We start from the raw sequence: 18,273 nt of genomic DNA, 5'->3' as shown, positions 1-18,273 counted from the left end.
TATCCGCAGATGCTACAATGAATTGCAGGCTGCAAGGCCCGCGACCACGGCGGAGGAAGCATGACAGACAGATCGCCGGCAGCAAGCTTGCCACTGTTGCCATTGATGGCGGCGGACCGGCAGTCGCGCAGGCGCGCGCTGGCGTTGACGCTGGTATCGGCGTTGGTGTTCTGCGCGCTGCTGCCGTACACCCAGGTGCCGCTGGCGCCGCTGGCCGCCTTCATCCCCATCTACGAATCGAGCCTGCTGCTCAACGACCTGATCACCGCCGCGATGCTGTTCGGGCATTTCAGCGTGCTGCGCTCCAGGTCGCTGCTGGTGCTGGCCGGCGGCTACCTGTTCACCGCGCTGCTGACCGTGCCGCACATGCTGACCTTTCCCGGCTTGTTTTCGCCGGCCGGCCTGCTTGGCGGGCACAGCCAGGCCACCGCCTGGGTTTACGTGTTCTGGCACGCCGGTTTTCCCCTGTGCGTGATCGCCCACGCGCTGCTGGGCCATCGCGAGCGGCGGCAGCCGCACGCCCAGGCGCTGCCCGCGCGCGCCGTGCTGTGGGCGATCGTTGCCGCGCTGCTGGCCGCCAGCGCCTTCACCGCACTGGCCACGGCAGGCCACGCATTGCTGCCGCCGATCCTGGAAGGCGGCCGCTACACGCTGGCCGGCCGTCTCGCGCTGGGGAGCACGTGGGCCGGCAGCCTGGTCGCGCTGGCCGTGCTGTGGCGCTACTCCAGCCGCTCGCTGCTGGACATGTGGCTGGGCGTGGTGATGGCGGCCTGGTTGTGCGACATCGGCCTGTCGGCCGTGCTCAACGCCGGCCGCTACGACGTCGGCTGGTACGCCGGCCGCATCTATGGCCTGCTGGCGGCCAGCTGCGTGCTGATCGTGCTTCTGTTGGAGAGCAACAAGCTGTTCGCCCGCCTGGTGGTGTCGCACGAGCACGCGCTGCAGCGCGGCGCCGACCTGCATCGCCTGAACCTGCAGAACGAGCAACGCGCCATGCAGTACGCGAACGCGCTGGAGGAACTGCATTTCAAGGAAGAGGAAATCCGCGCGGTGGTGCACAACATCGCCGACTGCGTGCTCACCACCGACGCCGCCGGCGTGGTCCGCAGCGCCAATCCCGCGCTGGGCAAGGTGTTCGGCTACACCCCGGCGGAGGTGGTGGGGCAGCACATCTCCCTGCTGATCCCGGAGCTGGCGGCCGACAGCGAGCGCGCCTTCATCCGCGACGGCGAGGTCGGCGGCCTGCACCGCGACGGCCGCCAGCTGCCGCTGGAACTGGCGATGAACGACTTCGAGATGCATGGCGCGCGGCGCTCGGTGGTGGTGCTGGCCGACATCAGCGAGCGCAAGCAGTTCGTGGCCGAGCTGCGGCGCGCGCAGGTCAAGGCCGAGCAGGCCAACCAGGCCAAGTCGACCTTCCTGGCCAACATGAGCCACGAGCTGCGCACGCCGCTCAACGCCATCCTCGGCTTCGCGCAGATCCTGCTGACGGACAAGATGCCGGTGTCGCCGGAGAAGCGCCGCGAATTCATCCAGCACATCCTCACGGCCGGCAAGCACCTGCTGGTGCTGATCAACGAGGTGCTGGACCTGGCCAAGGTCGAGTCGGGCACGTTGTCGCTGTCGCTGGAACCGGTCGAGCTGCAGGACATGATGGTCGCCTGCCAGCAGATGATCGCCCCGCTGGCCGACAGCCGCGAGCTGAGCCTGCGTTTCGTGGCCGACCCCGACATGTATGTGCAGGCCGACCACACGCGGCTCAAGCAGGTGCTGCTGAACCTGCTGACCAACGCCGTCAAGTACAACCGCAAGGGCGGGCAGGTGAGCGTGACCTGCACCGCGCTCTCTCCGGAGCGCACGCAGATCGCGATCCAGGACGGCGGCGAAGGCCTGACCCAGGCCCAGTTGGGCCAGCTGTTCCAGCCCTTCAACCGGTTGGGGCGCGAGGCGCTCAGCGAGGAGGGCACCGGCATCGGCCTGGTGATGACGCGGCGCCTGGTCGAAATGATGGGCGGCACCATCGGCGTGAGCAGCACGGTGGGCGTGGGCAGCATGTTCTGGATCGAACTGAACGCGGCGCCGCGCGCCGCACGGCCCGCGTTCAGCCCGCCGCAGCAGGCCGTTCCGGCGCTGGCCACGCAGGACGGGCAGCGCACCTTGCTGTATGTGGAGGACAATCCGGCCAACCTGACCCTGGTCCGCGAGCTGGTTGGTTTCCGCGGCGGCCTCACGCTGCTGAGCGCCAGCGAGGCGGCCACCGGCCTGCGGCTGGCGCGCGAACAGCGGCCGGACGTGATCCTGCTGGACATCAACCTGCCCGGCATGAGCGGCAACGAAGCCATGGCGCTGTTGCGCGCCGATCCCGCCACGCGCGACATCCCGGTCATCGCGCTGTCGGCCAACGCCATGCCGCAGGACGTCGCGCGCAGCCGGCAGGAGGGCTTCCTGTGCTATCTGACCAAGCCGCTGGGCCTGGACGAGTTCAACGCGGCGCTCGACACCGCGCTGGGCAGCGTGGCGCCGCAGGCGGCCTTCCCCGGAAGCGCACCGGTCTGACGCGGCGCCGGCGGCGATGCGGGCTGCGCCGCGCCGTCGCAAATAGGCTATCATGCCGCCTCTTTACCCGTTCGATCGTCTTTCCCATGATAGTCCCCCGCAGCAAGCATTTCTCACCGCGCCGGAGCAGGCTGGAAGCGCTGGTCAACGTCGTCCTGATGGGCGGCGTGGTGAGCGCGCTGAGCTACCATTGCCGCCTGCACGGCCGCCTGGGCGTGACCCGGCATGCGATCACGCTGCCGGCCGCCAAACGTCTGCCGCGTCCGCTCAAGATCGCGTTTGCTTCCGATTTCCACGCCGGCCCGCCCACCCACGCCGGCATTTTCCGCGACCTGTTCGAGCGCATCGCCGCCGAGCAGCCCGATGTGCTGCTGATGGGCGGCGACTACGTGTCCGGCCCGGCCGCTAACGCCGAGGTGCTGTGTCCGGCGCTGGCGGCGTGCCGGCCGCCGCTGGGCAAGTTCGCCGTGCTGGGCAATCACGACCTGTCCACCGACGACGGCGACATCTGCCGCCGCTTCGAGGCGGCCGGCGTGCGCATGCTGGTCAATCGCGCGCTGGCGCTGCCGGCGCCGTTCGGCGACGTCGCCATCTGCGGCATGGACGATCCCTGGACCGGCGAGCCCGACGGCGCCTCCACCTTTGCCGGCGCCGATGCCGGCAAGGTGCGCGTGCTGCTGATGCATGCGCCGGACGGCCTGCTGTTCCTGGAGGGGGGGCGCTACGACGTGGCTTTCGCCGGCCACACGCACGGCGGCCAGATCGCGCTGCCCGGCGGCACGCCACTGGTGCTGCCGGACGGTCCGCTGTCGCGTCCCTATCACTATGGACGCTTCCCGGTGCGCGGCAACGGCGACCTGATCGTCAGTCGCGGCGTGGGTTGCAGCCGCATTCCGGTGCGCATCAACGCCGATCCCGAACTGGTGATCTGTACTGTGCAATAATCTGCACACCATGCATACCGACATCCAACTCCAAGCCGAAGACCCCACCGCCCGCGACTCCCTGCTGTTGATGGAGGAGTTGTCGACCGCGCTGGAAGCGATCACCGGCGACAGCGGCAACGCCTCGTTCAGCATTGAAGACGTGTGCGGCCCGGCGGGCTGCTTCGTGGTGGCGCGCGACGGCGCCGGCGTGGCGCTGGGCTGCGGCGCGCTGCGGCCGCTGGAGCCTGGCGTGGCCGAGATCAAGCGCATGTACGCGCGCCACGGCACCAGCGGCGTAGGCAGCGCCGTGCTGCGTTTCCTGGAAGAGCAGGCGCAGGCGCTGGGCTACCAGGCCCTGTGGCTGGAGACGCGCCTGGTCAACCGCCGCGCCGTCGACTTCTACGAAGCGCGCGGCTACCAGCGCATCGCCAACTACGGCAAATACATCGGCAACCCGCTGGCGGTCTGCTTCGAAAAACAATTGTAATAACACGGGCGGCTTAAGCGCACGTTAGCTGTCGGCATGGTCTTACATGCAGATGGCAAGTGCGCCGCTTCCGCGCCGGCGCGTAGTCTGCCATCATGTTGCTCGTTTCATAAAAAGGAGATGGCCGATTATGCGTATCATCGATCAGCGCTACCTTGCCAGCGGCAACCGTTATTCCTCACAACCCTGCCTGCTCGGCATTCTCGAACTGGACCGCGACCCGCCCACGCCCGCCGCCATGAAGGCGCTGGAGCGCCGCTTGCTGGCGGCCCTGCCTGGCCTGCGGCGCCAGCGCGGCCTGGTGGGCAAGCGTTGCGACGACCTGCCGCCATTGGTCCCGCTGGTGCAGCAGGTGGCGCTGGAATTGCGCCGGCTGGCCTGCAACGAGGTGACGCTGGGATTCGTCGGCGTGGTGCCGCGCATGCGCGACCGCTACCGCCTGGTGCTGCCATATTCCGCCAGGGGCGCCGTCGCGCCGGCGTTGTCGATGGCCACCCAACTTGTGGACGCATTGCTGGCCGGCCGCTCGTTCAACCTGAAGGCCGGCCTGTCGCGTCTGCGCGCGCTGGCCGACCGCCGCGCCGTGCCGCGCAACGGCAAGCGCGCCTACTTGATGCAGACCGCCCGCACCATCTTGATGTCGGTGATGCCCAGCAGGACCTTCTCGATGCCGTCCATCTTCAACGTCAGCATGCCGTCCTCCAGCGCGGCCGCCAGCAGCTGAGCCACGCGCGCATGTTCCTGTAGCAGCTTCTTGACCTTGTCGGTGCCGATCATCAGTTCGTGCAGGCCGACGCGTCCCTTGTAGCCCTTGTTGCATTCGTCGCAGCCGATGGCGCGGTACAGCGTGAACTTGCCATCCCTGGCGTAGCGCTGGCGCCAGCCCGCCAGTACGGCGGCGCGGCCGGCTGCGGCGTCCTTGAGGAAACCTTCCGTGCTCTGCAGCTCTTCGCAGAACTCCGTCAGCAGCAGGTTCAGTTCCTCCTCGCTCGGCTGGTAGGCCTGCTTGCACTTGCCGCACAGGCGCTTGGCCAGCCGCTGCGCCAGGATGCCCAGCAGCGCGTCGGCGAAGTTGAACGGGTCCATGCCCATGTCCAGCAGCCGCACGATCGATTCCGGCGCGCTGTTGGTGTGCAGCGTGGCGAACACCAGGTGGCCCGTCAATGAGGCCTCGATGCCCATGCCGACGGTTTCCTTGTCGCGCATCTCGCCGACCATGATGATGTCCGGGTCGGCGCGCAGGAAGGCGCGCATCACGGTGGCGAAGTCCAGCCCGGCCTTGCGGTTGACCTGCACCTGGCGCAAGCCTTTCTGCGTGATCTCGACCGGATCCTCGGCGGTCCAGATCTTGGTGTCCGGCGTGTTCAGGTAGTTCAGCACCGAGTGCAGCGTGGTGGTCTTGCCGGAGCCGGTCGGGCCGCAGACGAAAAACAGGCCATACGGTTTCTCGATGGTGGCGCGCAGGCGCTCCAGGTTAAACGGCAGCACGCCCAGCTTGTCGAGCGGGATCGGCTCGCCGGCCGCCAGGATGCGCATCACGATGTCCTCGACGCCGCCGGCCGAGGGAATGGTGGCCACCCGCAGTTCGATGTCCAGCGGGCCGTATTTCTTGAACTTGATCTTGCCATCCTGCGGCTTGCGCCGCTCGGAGATATCGAGGTCGCACATGATCTTCACGCGCGCCACCAGCGCGCTGCGGTAGGCGGCGGGGATCTCGATGTAGGGCACCAGTGTGCCGTCCTTGCGGAAGCGGATGCCGGTCTTGCCCTTGCCCGGCAGCGGCTCGATGTGGATGTCCGACACGCCCTGGCGGTAGGCGTCGACGATGATCTTGTTGAGCAGCTTGACCAGCTCGTTCTCGACCGCCTCCGACACCTCGGCCGAGCCGCCCTCGGCATCGCCGTCGTCGTCGTCCATGCCCGACAGCAGCTCGCCGACGCTGCCGCTGTCGCCGGCCGCGCCGAAGAAGTGCTCGATCATCTGGCGGAACTCGCGGTTGCTGGTCACGCGGAACACAGGCTTGGCCTTGGGGAAGATCTGGTTGACGATGTGGGTGTTGGCCACCCGTTCGGGGTCCAGCGCCACCACCAGCATGCCGTCCTTGTTGTCCTCCAGCGGCATCCAACCCGATTCCTCGATGTACTGGCGCTTGAGGTTGCGCAGCAGTTCCACCGGCTTGATGCGGTCGGCGCGGAAGTGTTCGTACGGCACGCCGAAGTGGCGCTGCAGCGAGGCGCCGATGGCCGCCGGCTTGACCTGGAATTCGTCGATCAGCACTTCCTCGACATCGACGTCCTTCTTGCGCGCCGCGCGCGTGGCCAGCTCCAGCTCGGGCGCCGACAGCACCGCGTCCGTCACCAGCCCGTCATATTTGGTCCTGACCATTTGTGGCGGCTTCATGCGCTGGCTGAAGGCCACCGACAGCGTCTCGCACAACTCCTTCACGCCGGCCTCGGCGATGGCGGAGAAGGGCGCGCGGTCGCGGTTGTTGATGAACTGGACCACGCCCAGCAGCTCGCGCGACTGCACCGCGATCAGCGGCGCCACCAGCATCTGCCTGGTGCGGTAGCCGGTGCGCTGGTCCACGCCCTGCTGGAAGCGCAGCTCCGGCGAGTAGCGCGCCAGCTCGGCCTGGTCGTAGACGTCGGCGATGTTGACGGTCTTGCGGGTCAGCGCCACGTAGCCGGCGATGGAGGCCGGCGTGACCGCCAGCTTGAGGTCGCGGAACGAGGTCAGCCCGGTCTTGACCTTGGAGACGATGTAGTCCTTCTCGTGGTCCATCGCGTACAGCGTGAAGCGGTCGCAGTTGAACAGGTCGCAGAACTCCATGCCCAGGTCGAGCATAATCTCGTCCAGGTTGCTGGTGGCGTGGATCTTGGTGGTGACGGTTTGCAGCTTCTGGAAGAACGCCAGCCGCAGGTCGACATCGCTGGGGTGTGGACTGGGGAGGCCGGCGTCGTTCATGGTGCCCTCGCTAGGTCAGGTGGACTTCCATGCCTTCGTAAGCGAGGAAGACCTTCAGGTCGCCCAGCAGCGGCGCATGGCGCGCCATCACGTCGGCGAACACGGCTTCGAGTTCGTCGTCGCTGCGGGTCGGTTCATGATGGGTGCAGTATAGCGCTTTGGCGCCGGTGCGCAGCGCCAGCGAGAACGCCGAATCGAAGGTGCCGTGGCCCCAGCCCTGCTTGGCCGGATATTCCTCGCGGGTGTAGGAGCAGTCGACGATCAGCGCGTCCACCCCCTGCACGGTGGCGTCGATGGCGGCGTTGCGCTGGTCCATCCACTGCTGGTAGGCCGCGTGCTCCGGGTGGCCGGGCGGGTGGATGTTGTAGTGCGGCTCATGGTCGCCCGTGAAGAACAGCGATTTTCCGTTGCATACGATACGATAGCCGAGGTCGGTCACCGGATGGTTCATCACGACGTTGTGCACGGTGGCGTCGCCCACCTGGATCGGCTCGCCGACGGTGAGCGTGCGGTATTCGATGGTGGCGTCCATCTGCGTTTCGCTGACCGGGAAATAACTGTTTTGCAGCTGCACGCCCATCACATGTTCGATGCCGTTGCCGGTCACCGGGTCGGTCACGCCATGCAGGCGCACGCGGCTGTCGCGCACAAACAGCGGCGTGAAGAAGGGCAGGCCGTGGATGTGGTCCCAGTGGCTGTGGGTGATGAAGATGTTGGCGTGGATCGGCGTGGTCTTGTTTTGCAACAGCGATTGCGCCAGCGAAAAAATGCCGGTGCCGCCGTCGATGACTATCAGGGTGTTGTCATCGGTGCGTACCTCGATACACGTGGTGTTGCCGCCGTAGCGCGCGGTGCGCGGTCCGGGGGAGGGAATGGAACCGCGCACTCCCCAAAAAATAAATTTCATACGCAATCCTGTTTTTTAGCTCGATACGCCAATTGATGATAACTTTTTTTCCCGGCAACAGGGAAAAAGCCGACACTCCCCATGGTAATTTTGTCTTGTCGAGCATTTGTTGATGTACAACAGCTTGCGCTGCGGCTACACTTTGTTAGTGCGCTTGACGCCAGTCCATTCAACCGCTAGTGAAAAAGCAACCATGCAAGAGTTGAATCAAACCCAGATCGCACAACGGCTCGACCAGTTGACCGAGTTGAGCGTCCAGCTGGGCAGCAGCCACGATACCGATACGCTGTTGGAGCGCATCCTGATCGTGGCCAAGAGCATGACCAACGCCGACGGCGGCACCCTGTACCGCCCCAGCGAGGACAAGCGTCACCTCGATTTCGCCATCCTGATCAACGACACGCTGCAGACCCACCAGGGCGGCGTCAGCGGCCAGCCGATCTCGGCGCCGGGCGTGCCGCTGTTCGACGACAACGGCGAGAAGAACCTGGCCTCGGTGGCGGCCTACGCGGCGCACTTCGGCCTGTCGGTCAACATCGAGGACGTGTACAAGGCCGACGTGTTCAATTTTTCCGGCATGGTCAAGTTCGACCAGCTGCGCCACTACCATTCGCAATCGTTCCTGACGGTGCCGATGAGCGACCACGAGGGCGAACTGGTCGGCGTGCTGCAACTGATCAACGCCAAGGACAAGGACACCGGCGCCATCCGCGCCTTCACCCAGACCGACCAGCGCTTCATCGAGGCGCTGGCGGCGCAGGGCGCGGTGGCGCTCACGCACCAGCGCCTGATCGCCCAGTTGGAAGAGCTGCTGGAAGCCCTGGTCAACCTGATCAACATCGGCATCGATGAAAAATCGCCGTACACCGGCCGCCACTGCCAGTTCGTGCCGGAACTGACGATGATGCTGGCCGAGGCCGTGCACGCCACCGAGACCGGCCCCATGGCCGAGTTCCGCATGACCGACGCCGACCGCAAGGAATTGTGGCTGGCCGGCCTGCTGCACGATTGCGGCAAGATCACCACGCCGGTGCACGTGGTGGACAAGGCCACCAAGCTGGAAACCATTTTCGACCGCATCGCCCTGATCGACACCCGCTTCGAGGTGCTGCTGCGCGATGCCGAGATCGCCGCGCTCAAGCGCAAGCTGGCGCCCGGCAGCGACCACGCCGCCATCGACGCCGGGCTGGCCGCGCAGCTGGCCACGCTGCGCGCCGACCGCGACTTCATCCGCGCCGCCAACGTCGGCGGCGAGGGCATGGCGGCGGCCGACCAGGACCGTGTGCGCGCCATCGCCCAGTACCGCTGGACCGGCCCGGACGGCGCCGAGCGCGACTTCCTCGACGCCGACGAGGTGATGAATTTGACCATCAAGTTCGGCACCTTGACCGAGCCCGAGCGCAAGCAGATCAACAACCACATCTCGATGACGATCCGCATGCTGGAGGCGCTGCCGTGGCCCAAGCACCTGAAGAACGTGCCGGAATACGCCGGCGGCCACCACGAGCGCATGGACGGCAAGGGTTATCCGCGCGGGCTGACCAAGGACCAGATGTCGGTGCCGGCGCGGCTGATGGCGATCGCCGACATCTTCGAGGCGCTGACCGCCAAGGACCGGCCGTATAAGAAGGGCAAGATGCTGTCCGAGTCGCTGCGCATCCTGGGCAACTTCTCGCTCGACGGCCACATCGACCCCGACCTGTTCGACATCTTCATCCGCAGCAAGATCTATCTGCAGTTCGCCCACAAGAACATGGACGAGAAGCAGATCGACGTCATCGACGAGTCCCTGATTCCCGGCTACACACCGTAAGGAGCGCGCGTGCGCCTGATCCCCGCCAAGTGGACCAAGGTCCTGCTGAAGTACGGACCGCGCTGGCTGCTGGGCGTGCTGATCACGGCGGCCGGCGTGCTGTACTCGCTCAACATCTGGGAGAGCGAGGCCGTGGCCCGCCTCGACAACCTGCTGGCCGGCGAGCGCATGAAGCTGGAGCAGCCTGTGCTGGACCCGCGCATCGTCATCGTCGACATCGACGGCCAGGCGCTGACCGAATTCGGCCGCTTCCCGTGGAGCCGCAACGTGCAGGCGCGGCTGATCTCGCAGCTGACCGGGCACTACCAGGTCAAGGCGGTCGGCTACGATATCTCCTTCCCCGAGCCGGACACCAGTTCCGGCTACGGCGTGCTGGAGAAGCTGTCCAGCAAGGAACTGAGCGACGTGCCGGCATTGAAACAGAAACTGGAGCAGCTCAAGCCCTCGCTGGACTACGATGGCCTGTTCGCCGCCGCGCTGAAAGGGCAGCCGGTGATCCTGGGCTTCAACCTGTCGCCGGACCAGGTCAAGGGCGAGCTGCCCAAGCCGCTGTTCTCCGAGCGCGACCTGAACGGACGCGAGCTGACCGCCTACAACGCCCCCGGCTTCGAGGCCAACGTGCCGGTGCTGCAGCGGGCGGCGGCCGGCGGCGGCAGTTTTTCCGTGTCCACCGATCCGGACGGCATCGTCCGCTCGGCCTACCTGATCCAGCAAGTGGGCGACAACTACTATCCCTCGCTGTCGGTGGCCACGGCCGGGCTGTACCTGGGCGCGCTGGCGGTCAAGCCGCTGCTGACCGAATCGGTGGACCAGTTGTCGCAGAGCCAGCTCGAGAGCGGCGGCTACGACGCGCTGACCATCCTGCTGCCGGACCACAAGCAGCGCGTGATCCCGGTCGGCGAGGCGATGTCGACGGTGGTGCAGTTCCGCGGCACTGGCGGGCGCGCGGGCGGCGCCTTCCGCTACGTGTCGGCGGCCGACGTGCTGACCGGCCGGGCGCCGGTCGAGCTGTTGAAGGGCACGGCCGTGCTGATCGGCACCACCGCGCCCGGCCTGGTCGACCTGCGCGCCACGCCGGTCAAGGCCGAGTATCCGGGCGTGGAGATCCACGCCAACATCATCAAGTCCATCCTCGACAACCGCTTCAAGTCGCGGCCCTACGCGGCGTTCGTGATCGAGGCCGGGCAGATCCTGGCGATCGGCCTGCTGCTGAGCTTTGCGCTGGCCGCGCTGTCGCCGCTGCGTTCCATCCTGCTGGGCGTGCTGGTGCTGGCCGCCAGCTTCGGCCTGAACTACTACGAATACACCTCGCTCGACCTGATCTACAACCTGGCCATGCAGCTGATCGTGATCGCCTCGGTGTTCGTGCTCAACGTGGCGTGGGGTTATTTCTTCGAGGTGAGGAAGGGGCAGGCGCTGGTGTCGCGCTTCGGCGAATACGTGGCCCCCGAGCTGGTCGCCGAGATGGCCGACGACCCGGAAAAATACAATATGGACGGCGAGAGCCGCGAGCTGACCGTGCTGTTTGTCGACGTGCGCGGCTTCACCACGATTTCCGAGGGGCTCACGCCCAGGCAGCTGCGCGAATACATCAACCTGTACCTGACGGCGATGTCGGAGGACATCCGCGACAGCCATCGCGGCACGCTCGACAAGTACATCGGCGACGCTGTCATGGCCTTCTGGGGCGCGCCGGTGGCCTTCCCCGACCACGCCAGCCGCGCGGTCGCCACCTCGCTGCTGATGCAGGCCAGCGCGCGCCGGCTCAACGAGGACTTCATCGCGCGCGGCTGGCCGCCGCTGAAGATCGGCATCGGCCTGAACACCGGCCTGATGCACGTGGGCGACATGGGCTCGAAGATCCGCCGCGCCTACACCGTCATGGGCGACGCCGTGAACCTGGGCTCGCGGCTGGAGGGCATCACCAAGGTCTACGGCGTGGGCATCGCGGTGGGCGAGGCCACGCGCGCCGCCGCGCCGGAGTACGCCTACCGCGAGCTGGACCTGGTGCGGGTCAAGGGCAAGCACGAGCCGGTGGCGATTTTCGAGCCGATTGTTCTGGACAAAGATGTCGATCCGGCCACACGCGACGAGCTGGAACGCTGGCACGCGGCGCTCGCTGCTGTTCGCATGCAACAGTGGGATCTGGCGATGCAGATTATCGTTAAATTGCAGGAAATATTTCCTGAGCGCAGTCTGTACTCGCTGTATACTGAGCGCATCACTTATTATCGAGCTCATCCTCCCGGTGCGGATTGGGACGGCGTGACCACTTTCGAGACCAAATAGTGGGAAAAAGCGTAGACATGACGGTGAAATAACGCGGCGCAATCTCGCCACGCGCGGAAAAATCTGTCGCCCGGCAGGAAAAAGACGTGGCGGCCTCGGCAAAGAAGGCTACACTTAGAGGAATATTAGTTTCCTTGCGGATATGCTTTGCGGGCCTGATTCTCCTCCCGATCACACTCCGAATAACTGGTTCGCGGCATTCCGGGGCGCGCGGACGTCACTCCCCACCGGATAGAGGATGCCGTTATGAAAGCCGATACCAGCCGCTCCACGCAACGCCGCGCGCCCGCCGCGCCCTTGCGCCGCAAACTGATCGCCGTCATGGTGGCCGCCTGCTATTCCACCGCGCAGGCGGGCCCGAGCAACCCGACCGTGGTGGCGGGCCAGGCCAGCTTCAACCTGCAGGGCAAGACCTATTCGATCACCAACACGCCCAACACCATCATCAACTGGCAGAGTTTTTCGGTGGCGCCGGACGAGATCACCCGTTTCATCCAGCAAAGCGCGGACAGCAAGGTTTTGAACCGCATCACCGGCCAGAACCCGACCCAGATCCTCGGCTCGCTGCAATCGAACGGCAAGGTGTTCCTGATTAACCCGAACGGCGTGATCTTCGGCGCCGGTTCGCGGGTGGATGTCAACGGCCTGGTGGCGTCGAGCCTGGCGATCTCCAACGCCGACTTCCTGGCCGGCAAAAACAACTTCAGCGGCGACGCCTCGGCGGGCAAGGTCAGCAACGCGGGCACGATCACCACGCCGTCCGGCGGCCAGATCTTCCTGGTCGCGCCGGCGGTGGAAAATAGCGGCGTCATCTCGGCGCCCAACGGCGACGTGGTGCTGGCGGCCGGCCACAGCGTGCAGCTGTTCGACTCCAAGGACCCGAACGTGCAGGTGGTGGTGTCGGCCCCGGCCGACCAGGCGCTCAACCTGGGCCAGATCGTGGCGCAGGGCGGACGGGTCGGCGTGTATGGCGCGCTGGTCAACCAGCGCGGCGGCATCAACGCCAACAGCGCGGTGCGCGGCGCCAACGGCCAGATCATCCTCAAGGCCAGCGGCACCACGCTGCTGGAGGCGGGCAGCACGACCACCGCCACCGGCAGCAACCTCAACACCGGCGGCGACATCCGTCTGCTGGGCGCCCGGGTGGGCGTGACCGGCAACGCCGTGGTGGACGCCAGCGGCGCGGCCGGCGGCGGCACGGTGCTGGTGGGCGGCGACTACCAGGGCAAGAACGCGGCGGTGCAGAACGCGCAGCAATCGTATGTGGGCAAGGACAGCGTGATCCGGGCCGACGCCACGCAAAACGGCGACGGCGGCAAGGTCATCGTCTGGAGCGACCAGGCCACGCAGATGTTCGGCGCCATCTCCGCGCGCGGCGGCGCCAACGGCGGCAACGGCGGCTTCGTGGAAACCTCCGGCCATTACCTCGACATGCGCGGCACGGTCGATACCCGCGCGCCCAAGGGCGCCACCGGCAAGTTGCTGCTCGATCCGAGCGACGTTTATATCGCCGACAACAGCGGCGTGTCCGGCGTGCCCAGCTCGGTGGGCAACCTCAACCTGGTGAGCGGCGGCTCGACCTTCCTGGAATCGGGCAGCGTGCAGGATTCGCTGCTGCTGACCAATACGCTGCACACGGCGCTGTTGGCCAATGACGTGACGGTCAGCACGGGCAATCCCAACGGCAGCGGCGGCGGCGACATTTCGGTGCTGAGCGAGATCCTGCTGCCGTCGGGCCGCACGCTGTCGCTGACGGCCGACCGCGACATCAACCTGAAGGCCGCGGTCACCGGCGGCAACAGCAACCTGGTGCTGACCTCGGGCCGCTCCATCGTGCAGGTCACGGAGCCGATCTCGGCGCTTACGGTCCACAACATCAACGCGATGGCGGCCACCAACATCACGCTGGCCAACGACAGCAACGCCATCGGTGGCTACGCGTCGCTGCAGGCCACCAACGGCAATGTCGTGCTGACCGGGACCAGCATCAACCTGGCCAACAGCCTGGCGGGCGGCTCGCTGACGGCCACGGCCCAAAATGGCGATGTCCGCGTCAGCGGCAACGTGACCAGCACCGGCAACATGACGCTGACCTCGGCCAAGACCAATGGCGTGGCGACGGTCGACAGCGGCATGTCCGTCCTGTCCAGCGGCGGCAATGTGATCGTGCAGGCCGATAACATGACGCTCAACGGCACGCTGTCCGCGACCACGGCGCATGGCGTGCGGCTGACGCCATATTCCGACGCCACCGCCATCCAGGTCGGCGCCGGCGCCACCGACGCCGCCGGCGTGCTGGGCCTGACCGATGCCGAACTGAAGCACGTCCAGCTGCCGGCCAACGGCTGGCTGAGCATCGGCGACGCCGCCGGCGGCAGCGGCTATGGCAGCGGCACCGGCAACCTGTCCGTGGTCGGCAACCTGGATCTGACCGGCGGCCAGAACGCCGGCACGCTGACCTTGTACAGCCAGGGCGGCAACATCAGCGTCGCCAGCGGCGCGGCCGTCAACAACACCGGTGCGCTCAGCCTGGTCACGCATTCGAGCGGCGACTACCGCATCACCAACGCGGGCAGCCTCACGTCCAGCTCCGGCATCAACCTGTACGCCGGCAAGATGACGCTGGCCGGCGGCTCGCTCAACAGCGGCTCGGTCAGCCTGGGTTCGACCAACGCCGTGGAAATCGGCGCCACCGGCAATCCGGCCAACGTGCTGGCGCTGACCAACGCCGACCTGGCCAGCACCAACTCGAGCTGGCTGACGGTGGACAACAACAACCAGAGCGCAGCCGGCAATATCGTCGTCGGCCAGCCGCTGACGCTGGCCAACAGCCTGGCCCTGACCGCTACCGGCAGCATCGCGCTGCAGGCGCCCGTCACCACGGGCGGCCTGACGCTGAGCGCCGGCACCAGCTCCAGCATCACCGCCACCGGCAGCGTGACCGTCAACGGCATCTTCAACCTGCAGGCCGGCGCCTGGAGCCAGGTCGGGACCCTGCCGAGCTTCAGCGCCACCGATTTCCGCATCGCCGGCGGCACCTTCGTGCGCGCCGCCAGCGGCGACGGCGCGACGGCGCCTTACCATCTGGTCGATGTCTACGGCCTGCAAGGCATGGGTTCCTTGCCGGCCACGCGCAACTATGTGCTCGACAACGACATCGACGCCAGCACGACCGCGCACTGGAATTCCATGGGCGGCAGTAACTACAAGGGCTTCAAGCCGATCGGCGATCTCGATCATGCCTACACCGGCGTGTTCGACGGCAACCACAAGAGCATCAACGGCCTCTACATCAACCTGCCGACCACCAACCAGATCGGCCTGTTCTCGGTGTTGGGAGCGGGCACCATCCGCGACGTCCGCATCGCCGGCGCGACGGTCGAGGGCAACAGCTACACCGGCGTACTGGCGGGCAGCATCCAGATGGGCGGCACCGTCAGCGGCGTGGCGATCGAATCCAACGTCTACGGCAACGGCACCAATCTCGGCGGGCTGGCCGGCTACTCCAACGGCGCCATCGGCACCTCCTACGTGGTGGGCAACGTGATCGGCAAGAACGCCTACAGCGTCGGCAGCACCGGCGGCCTGCTGGGCGGTAACGGCATGTACGGCACCCTGGCCACCACCTACAGCAGCGGCGACGTCAAGACCAGCACCAACGACGCCGTCCACGCTTTGGTCGGCGCCGGCGCCAACGGCGGCGCGGTGACGTCCAGCTACTACAGCGCGACGGGCGCCGGCAGCGACAGCGCCGGCGCGGTCGGCCTGACTTCGGCGCAGATGTTGCAGCAGGCCGGCTTCAGCGGTTTCGATTTCACCGGCGGCACGTCGGTGTGGCGCCTCTACGCGGGCCACACGACGCCGCTGCTGCGCGGCTTCCTGACGCCGCTGACGGTGCAAGTGACCGGCACCGGCGGCACCAAGATCTACGACGGCACGGCGGCGACGTTCGGCCAGACCTACACGCACGCGGACGTCAGCGGCACGCTGGGTTTCGACGGCGCGGTCAACGTCGGCACCTACAACCTGGGCGGCCTGTATTCGCACCGGTACGACATCAGCTACGACGCCGCGCCGCAGATGGTCATCACGCCGCGCCACATCACCGCCACCGTCACCGGCGCCAGCAAGACCTACGACCGGCTGGCCGACCTGGTGCTGGCCACCTCCGACGGCAGCTACGACTTCAGCTACGGCAACGTCGTCGGCACCGACAAGCCCGGCATCAGCGGCACCCTGAGCTTTGCCGACAAGACCGCCGGCTCCGGCAAGACCGTCACGGTCGCCAGCCCGTCGCTGACCAACAACCCGTACGGCAACTACGTGCTGGACGGCGCCGTGACCGGCACCGGCACGATCAACAAGGCCACGCTGCAGATCAGCGGACTGAGCGCGCCCGGCCGCACCTACGACGGCACCACCAGCATCACGGTGAACGGCACCGCGTCGGTCACGCCGATCTCCGGCGACGTCGTGACACTGAGCGGTTCCAACAGCGCCAGGCTGGAGAACAAGAACGCCGGCGCCAGCAAGCTGGTGCTGCTGGACTTGAATAGTTACAGCTTGTCCGGCGGCGACGCCGGCAACTACACGCTGGTGTCGCCGTCCAGCCTGATGACGGAGATCGCGCCCGCGCAGCTGAGCGTGAGCGGCGTGACCGCCAACAGCCGCGTCTACAATATGGACCTGAACCCGGCCACCAGCCAGTACGGCACGGCGGCCACGCTGAACGTCGCCAACGGCGCCATCAGCGGCGTGATCGGCAGCGACGCGGTCACGCTGTCGGCCGGCAGCGGCAGCTTCGCCGACCGCCATGCCGGCACCGGCAAGAGCGTGACGGTCGACGGCTTCACACTGGGCGGCGCCGACGCCGGCAACTACGTGGTGACCGGTTTGCCGACCGGACTGACCGCCAACATCACGCCGGCGCCGCTGACGCTGAACCTGGCCAGCCGCGAGTACAACAACACCACCAACGCCACCTACTCCGGCGCCACGCTGACCGGCTTGCTGGGCGTGCCGAACGGCCCGCTCGACGCGGTGTCGCTGCTGATCGGCGAGGGCAGCACCCTCAGCTACGTCGACAAGAACGTCGGCGTCAACAAGGTCGTCAACATCATCGGCAGCCAGCCTAGCCTCACCGGCTCCGGCGCCGGCGACTACACGCTCAATGCCGGCGCACGGGGCACGATCACGGCCCGTCCAACGTCGACCTGGAGCGGCAGCGGCGGCGGCCTGTGGAGCGCGGCCGGCAACTGGACCGACAGCATCGCGCCGGACGGCGCCAATGTGCTGGCCGCCGTCATCGGCAGCAGCGCTGGCACCATCACCTACGACGCCAGCGCCGGCAACGTCAAGCTGGACACGCTGACCGTCGGCAGCGGCAGCCAGCTGGCGCTGACGGCCGGCACGCTGATCGTCAACGGCGCTTCCAGCCTGACCGGCGCCACGCTCACGCTCAATGGCGGCAACATGGTGCAGAACGGCGCGATGTCGGTCTCCAACCTGGCGTTGACCAACGGCGTGCTGAGCGGCACCAACAGCGCCGCCAGCGTGACCACGTCCAACCTGACGCAAGCGGGCGCCGGCAGCATCGACATGAGCGGCACGCTCACCGTCTACAGCACCGGCAACCTCTCGATCGGCAACGCGCGGGCGCAGAGCGGCATCACGCTGGTCGCGGGCGAGGGCAGCGGCGCCATCAGCCAGACCGGCGCGTTGCAGACCGACAGCCTGCACACGACCGCCACCAGCGGCATCGACCTGACCAACACCGGCAACCGCGTGAACGGCTTCAGCGCCAGCAACGGGCACGGCAATGTCGCGCTCACCAACACCGTGTCCAGCGGCGAGCTGGCGCTGGGCGCCTTGACCACCACCAACGGCAATATCGTCATCGACAACCACGGCGGCATCCACACCGGCGGCACCATCCATGCCTACAACGGCGGGGTGTCGATCACCGCGCACAGCCCGATCACCATCAGCGACCAGGTGTTTGGCGACGATATCGCGCTGTCGGCCAGCACCGACATCACCTTGCAGTCGGGGGCGCAGCTGAACGCGACCAATTCGATCAAGATGACCGCGACCAATAACATCGTGCTGGGCGGCCTGCTCAGCGTGACCTCGCCGACCGGCAGCATCTCGGCGCTGGCCACCAACGGCAGCATCAGCGTCGGCAGCGCCACCACCATCAACAGCCACGGCGCGCCGGTGTCGCTGGCCGCGCCGTTCGGCTCGGTGAGCGCGGGCTCGATCTCGCTGGGAAGCGGCACGGTGCCGGTCATCGATTCCGGTTCGGGCACCGCCGCCGCCGCGGCCGCCCAGG

Annotated in this window: 9 protein-coding genes; 7 read left to right on the top strand and 2 right to left on the bottom strand. The window is 66.9% G+C overall.

Annotated features, from left to right (window positions below):
* Positions 1 to 60 precede the first annotated feature (60 nt).
* The 4 genes from GTP90_RS23520 to GTP90_RS23505 all read left to right on the top strand — a co-directional run bounded on the left by GTP90_RS23520 (position 61) and on the right by GTP90_RS23505 (position 4,693).
* Complete coding sequence (locus GTP90_RS23520) at positions 61 to 2,556, top strand: MASE4 domain-containing protein (RefSeq protein WP_161085821.1); 2,496 nt, start codon at positions 61 to 63, stop codon at positions 2,554 to 2,556.
* Positions 2,557 to 2,642: 86 nt separating this feature from the next.
* Positions 2,643 to 3,500 (top strand): metallophosphoesterase, encoded by an 858-nt coding sequence (locus GTP90_RS23515; RefSeq protein ID WP_161085820.1) that lies wholly within the window; start codon positions 2,643 to 2,645, stop codon positions 3,498 to 3,500.
* A 10-nt stretch (positions 3,501 to 3,510) separates the two neighbouring features.
* A complete protein-coding gene (locus GTP90_RS23510; protein WP_161085819.1) occupies positions 3,511 to 3,969 on the top strand; it encodes a GNAT family N-acetyltransferase in 459 nt (152 codons plus the stop codon).
* A gap of 130 nt (positions 3,970 to 4,099) precedes the next feature.
* The gene (locus GTP90_RS23505) at positions 4,100 to 4,693 is read left to right on the top strand and encodes a hypothetical protein (protein ID WP_161085818.1); all 594 of its coding nucleotides are present in this window, start codon (positions 4,100 to 4,102) and stop codon (positions 4,691 to 4,693) included.
* On the opposite strand, the gene GTP90_RS23500 is transcribed toward GTP90_RS23505, so the two are convergent.
* Both GTP90_RS23500 and GTP90_RS23495 read right to left on the bottom strand, forming a co-directional pair.
* Entirely contained in the window at positions 4,576 to 6,933 is a 2,358-nt protein-coding gene (locus tag GTP90_RS23500; protein WP_161085817.1) for a GspE/PulE family protein, read from the bottom strand. The genes GTP90_RS23505 and GTP90_RS23500 overlap by 118 nt on opposite strands.
* 10 nt (positions 6,934 to 6,943) lie before the next feature.
* Complete coding sequence (locus tag GTP90_RS23495; protein WP_161085816.1) at positions 6,944 to 7,840, bottom strand: MBL fold metallo-hydrolase; 897 nt, start codon at positions 7,838 to 7,840, stop codon at positions 6,944 to 6,946.
* 193 nt (positions 7,841 to 8,033) lie between these two features.
* Here GTP90_RS23495 and GTP90_RS23490 point away from each other — a divergent pair, with 193 nt between their 5' ends.
* From GTP90_RS23490 to GTP90_RS23480, 3 genes are all read left to right on the top strand, one after another.
* Positions 8,034 to 9,653 carry an HD family phosphohydrolase gene (locus tag GTP90_RS23490; RefSeq protein ID WP_161085815.1) on the top strand — a complete coding sequence of 540 codons (1,620 nt, stop codon included), beginning with the start codon at positions 8,034 to 8,036 and terminating at the stop codon, positions 9,651 to 9,653.
* Positions 9,654 to 9,662: 9 nt separating this feature from the next.
* Positions 9,663 to 11,942: a CHASE2 domain-containing protein gene (locus tag GTP90_RS23485; RefSeq protein WP_161085814.1), complete on the top strand. Its 2,280-nt coding sequence runs from the start codon at positions 9,663 to 9,665 to the stop codon at positions 11,940 to 11,942.
* A gap of 246 nt (positions 11,943 to 12,188) precedes the next feature.
* The coding region (locus GTP90_RS23480) for a YDG domain-containing protein (RefSeq protein ID WP_161085813.1) at positions 12,189 to 18,273 on the top strand (6,085 nt) is incomplete at its 3' end.

The sequence above is a fragment of the Duganella vulcania genome, assembly GCF_009857655.1.
In the GTDB taxonomy this organism is placed as follows: Bacteria; Pseudomonadota; Gammaproteobacteria; order Burkholderiales; family Burkholderiaceae_D; genus Rugamonas; species Rugamonas vulcania.
This window is presented reverse-complemented; position numbering and strand designations above follow the sequence as displayed.

What these genes read in the sequence shown, in the direction of transcription:
- GTP90_RS23520 (WP_161085821.1), top strand. Translation starts at nt 61, where the DNA reads ATGACAGACAGATCGCCGGCAGCAAGCTTGCCACTGTTGCCATTGATG.
- GTP90_RS23515 (WP_161085820.1), top strand. Translation starts at nt 2,643, where the DNA reads ATGATAGTCCCCCGCAGCAAGCATTTCTCACCGCGCCGGAGCAGGCTG.
- GTP90_RS23505 (WP_161085818.1), top strand. Translation starts at nt 4,100, where the DNA reads ATGCGTATCATCGATCAGCGCTACCTTGCCAGCGGCAACCGTTATTCC.
- GTP90_RS23495 (WP_161085816.1), bottom strand. Translation starts at nt 7,840, where the DNA reads ATGAAATTTATTTTTTGGGGAGTGCGCGGTTCCATTCCCTCCCCCGGA.
- GTP90_RS23510 (WP_161085819.1), top strand. Translation starts at nt 3,511, where the DNA reads ATGCATACCGACATCCAACTCCAAGCCGAAGACCCCACCGCCCGCGAC.
- GTP90_RS23490 (WP_161085815.1), top strand. Translation starts at nt 8,034, where the DNA reads ATGCAAGAGTTGAATCAAACCCAGATCGCACAACGGCTCGACCAGTTG.
- GTP90_RS23500 (WP_161085817.1), bottom strand. Translation starts at nt 6,933, where the DNA reads ATGAACGACGCCGGCCTCCCCAGTCCACACCCCAGCGATGTCGACCTG.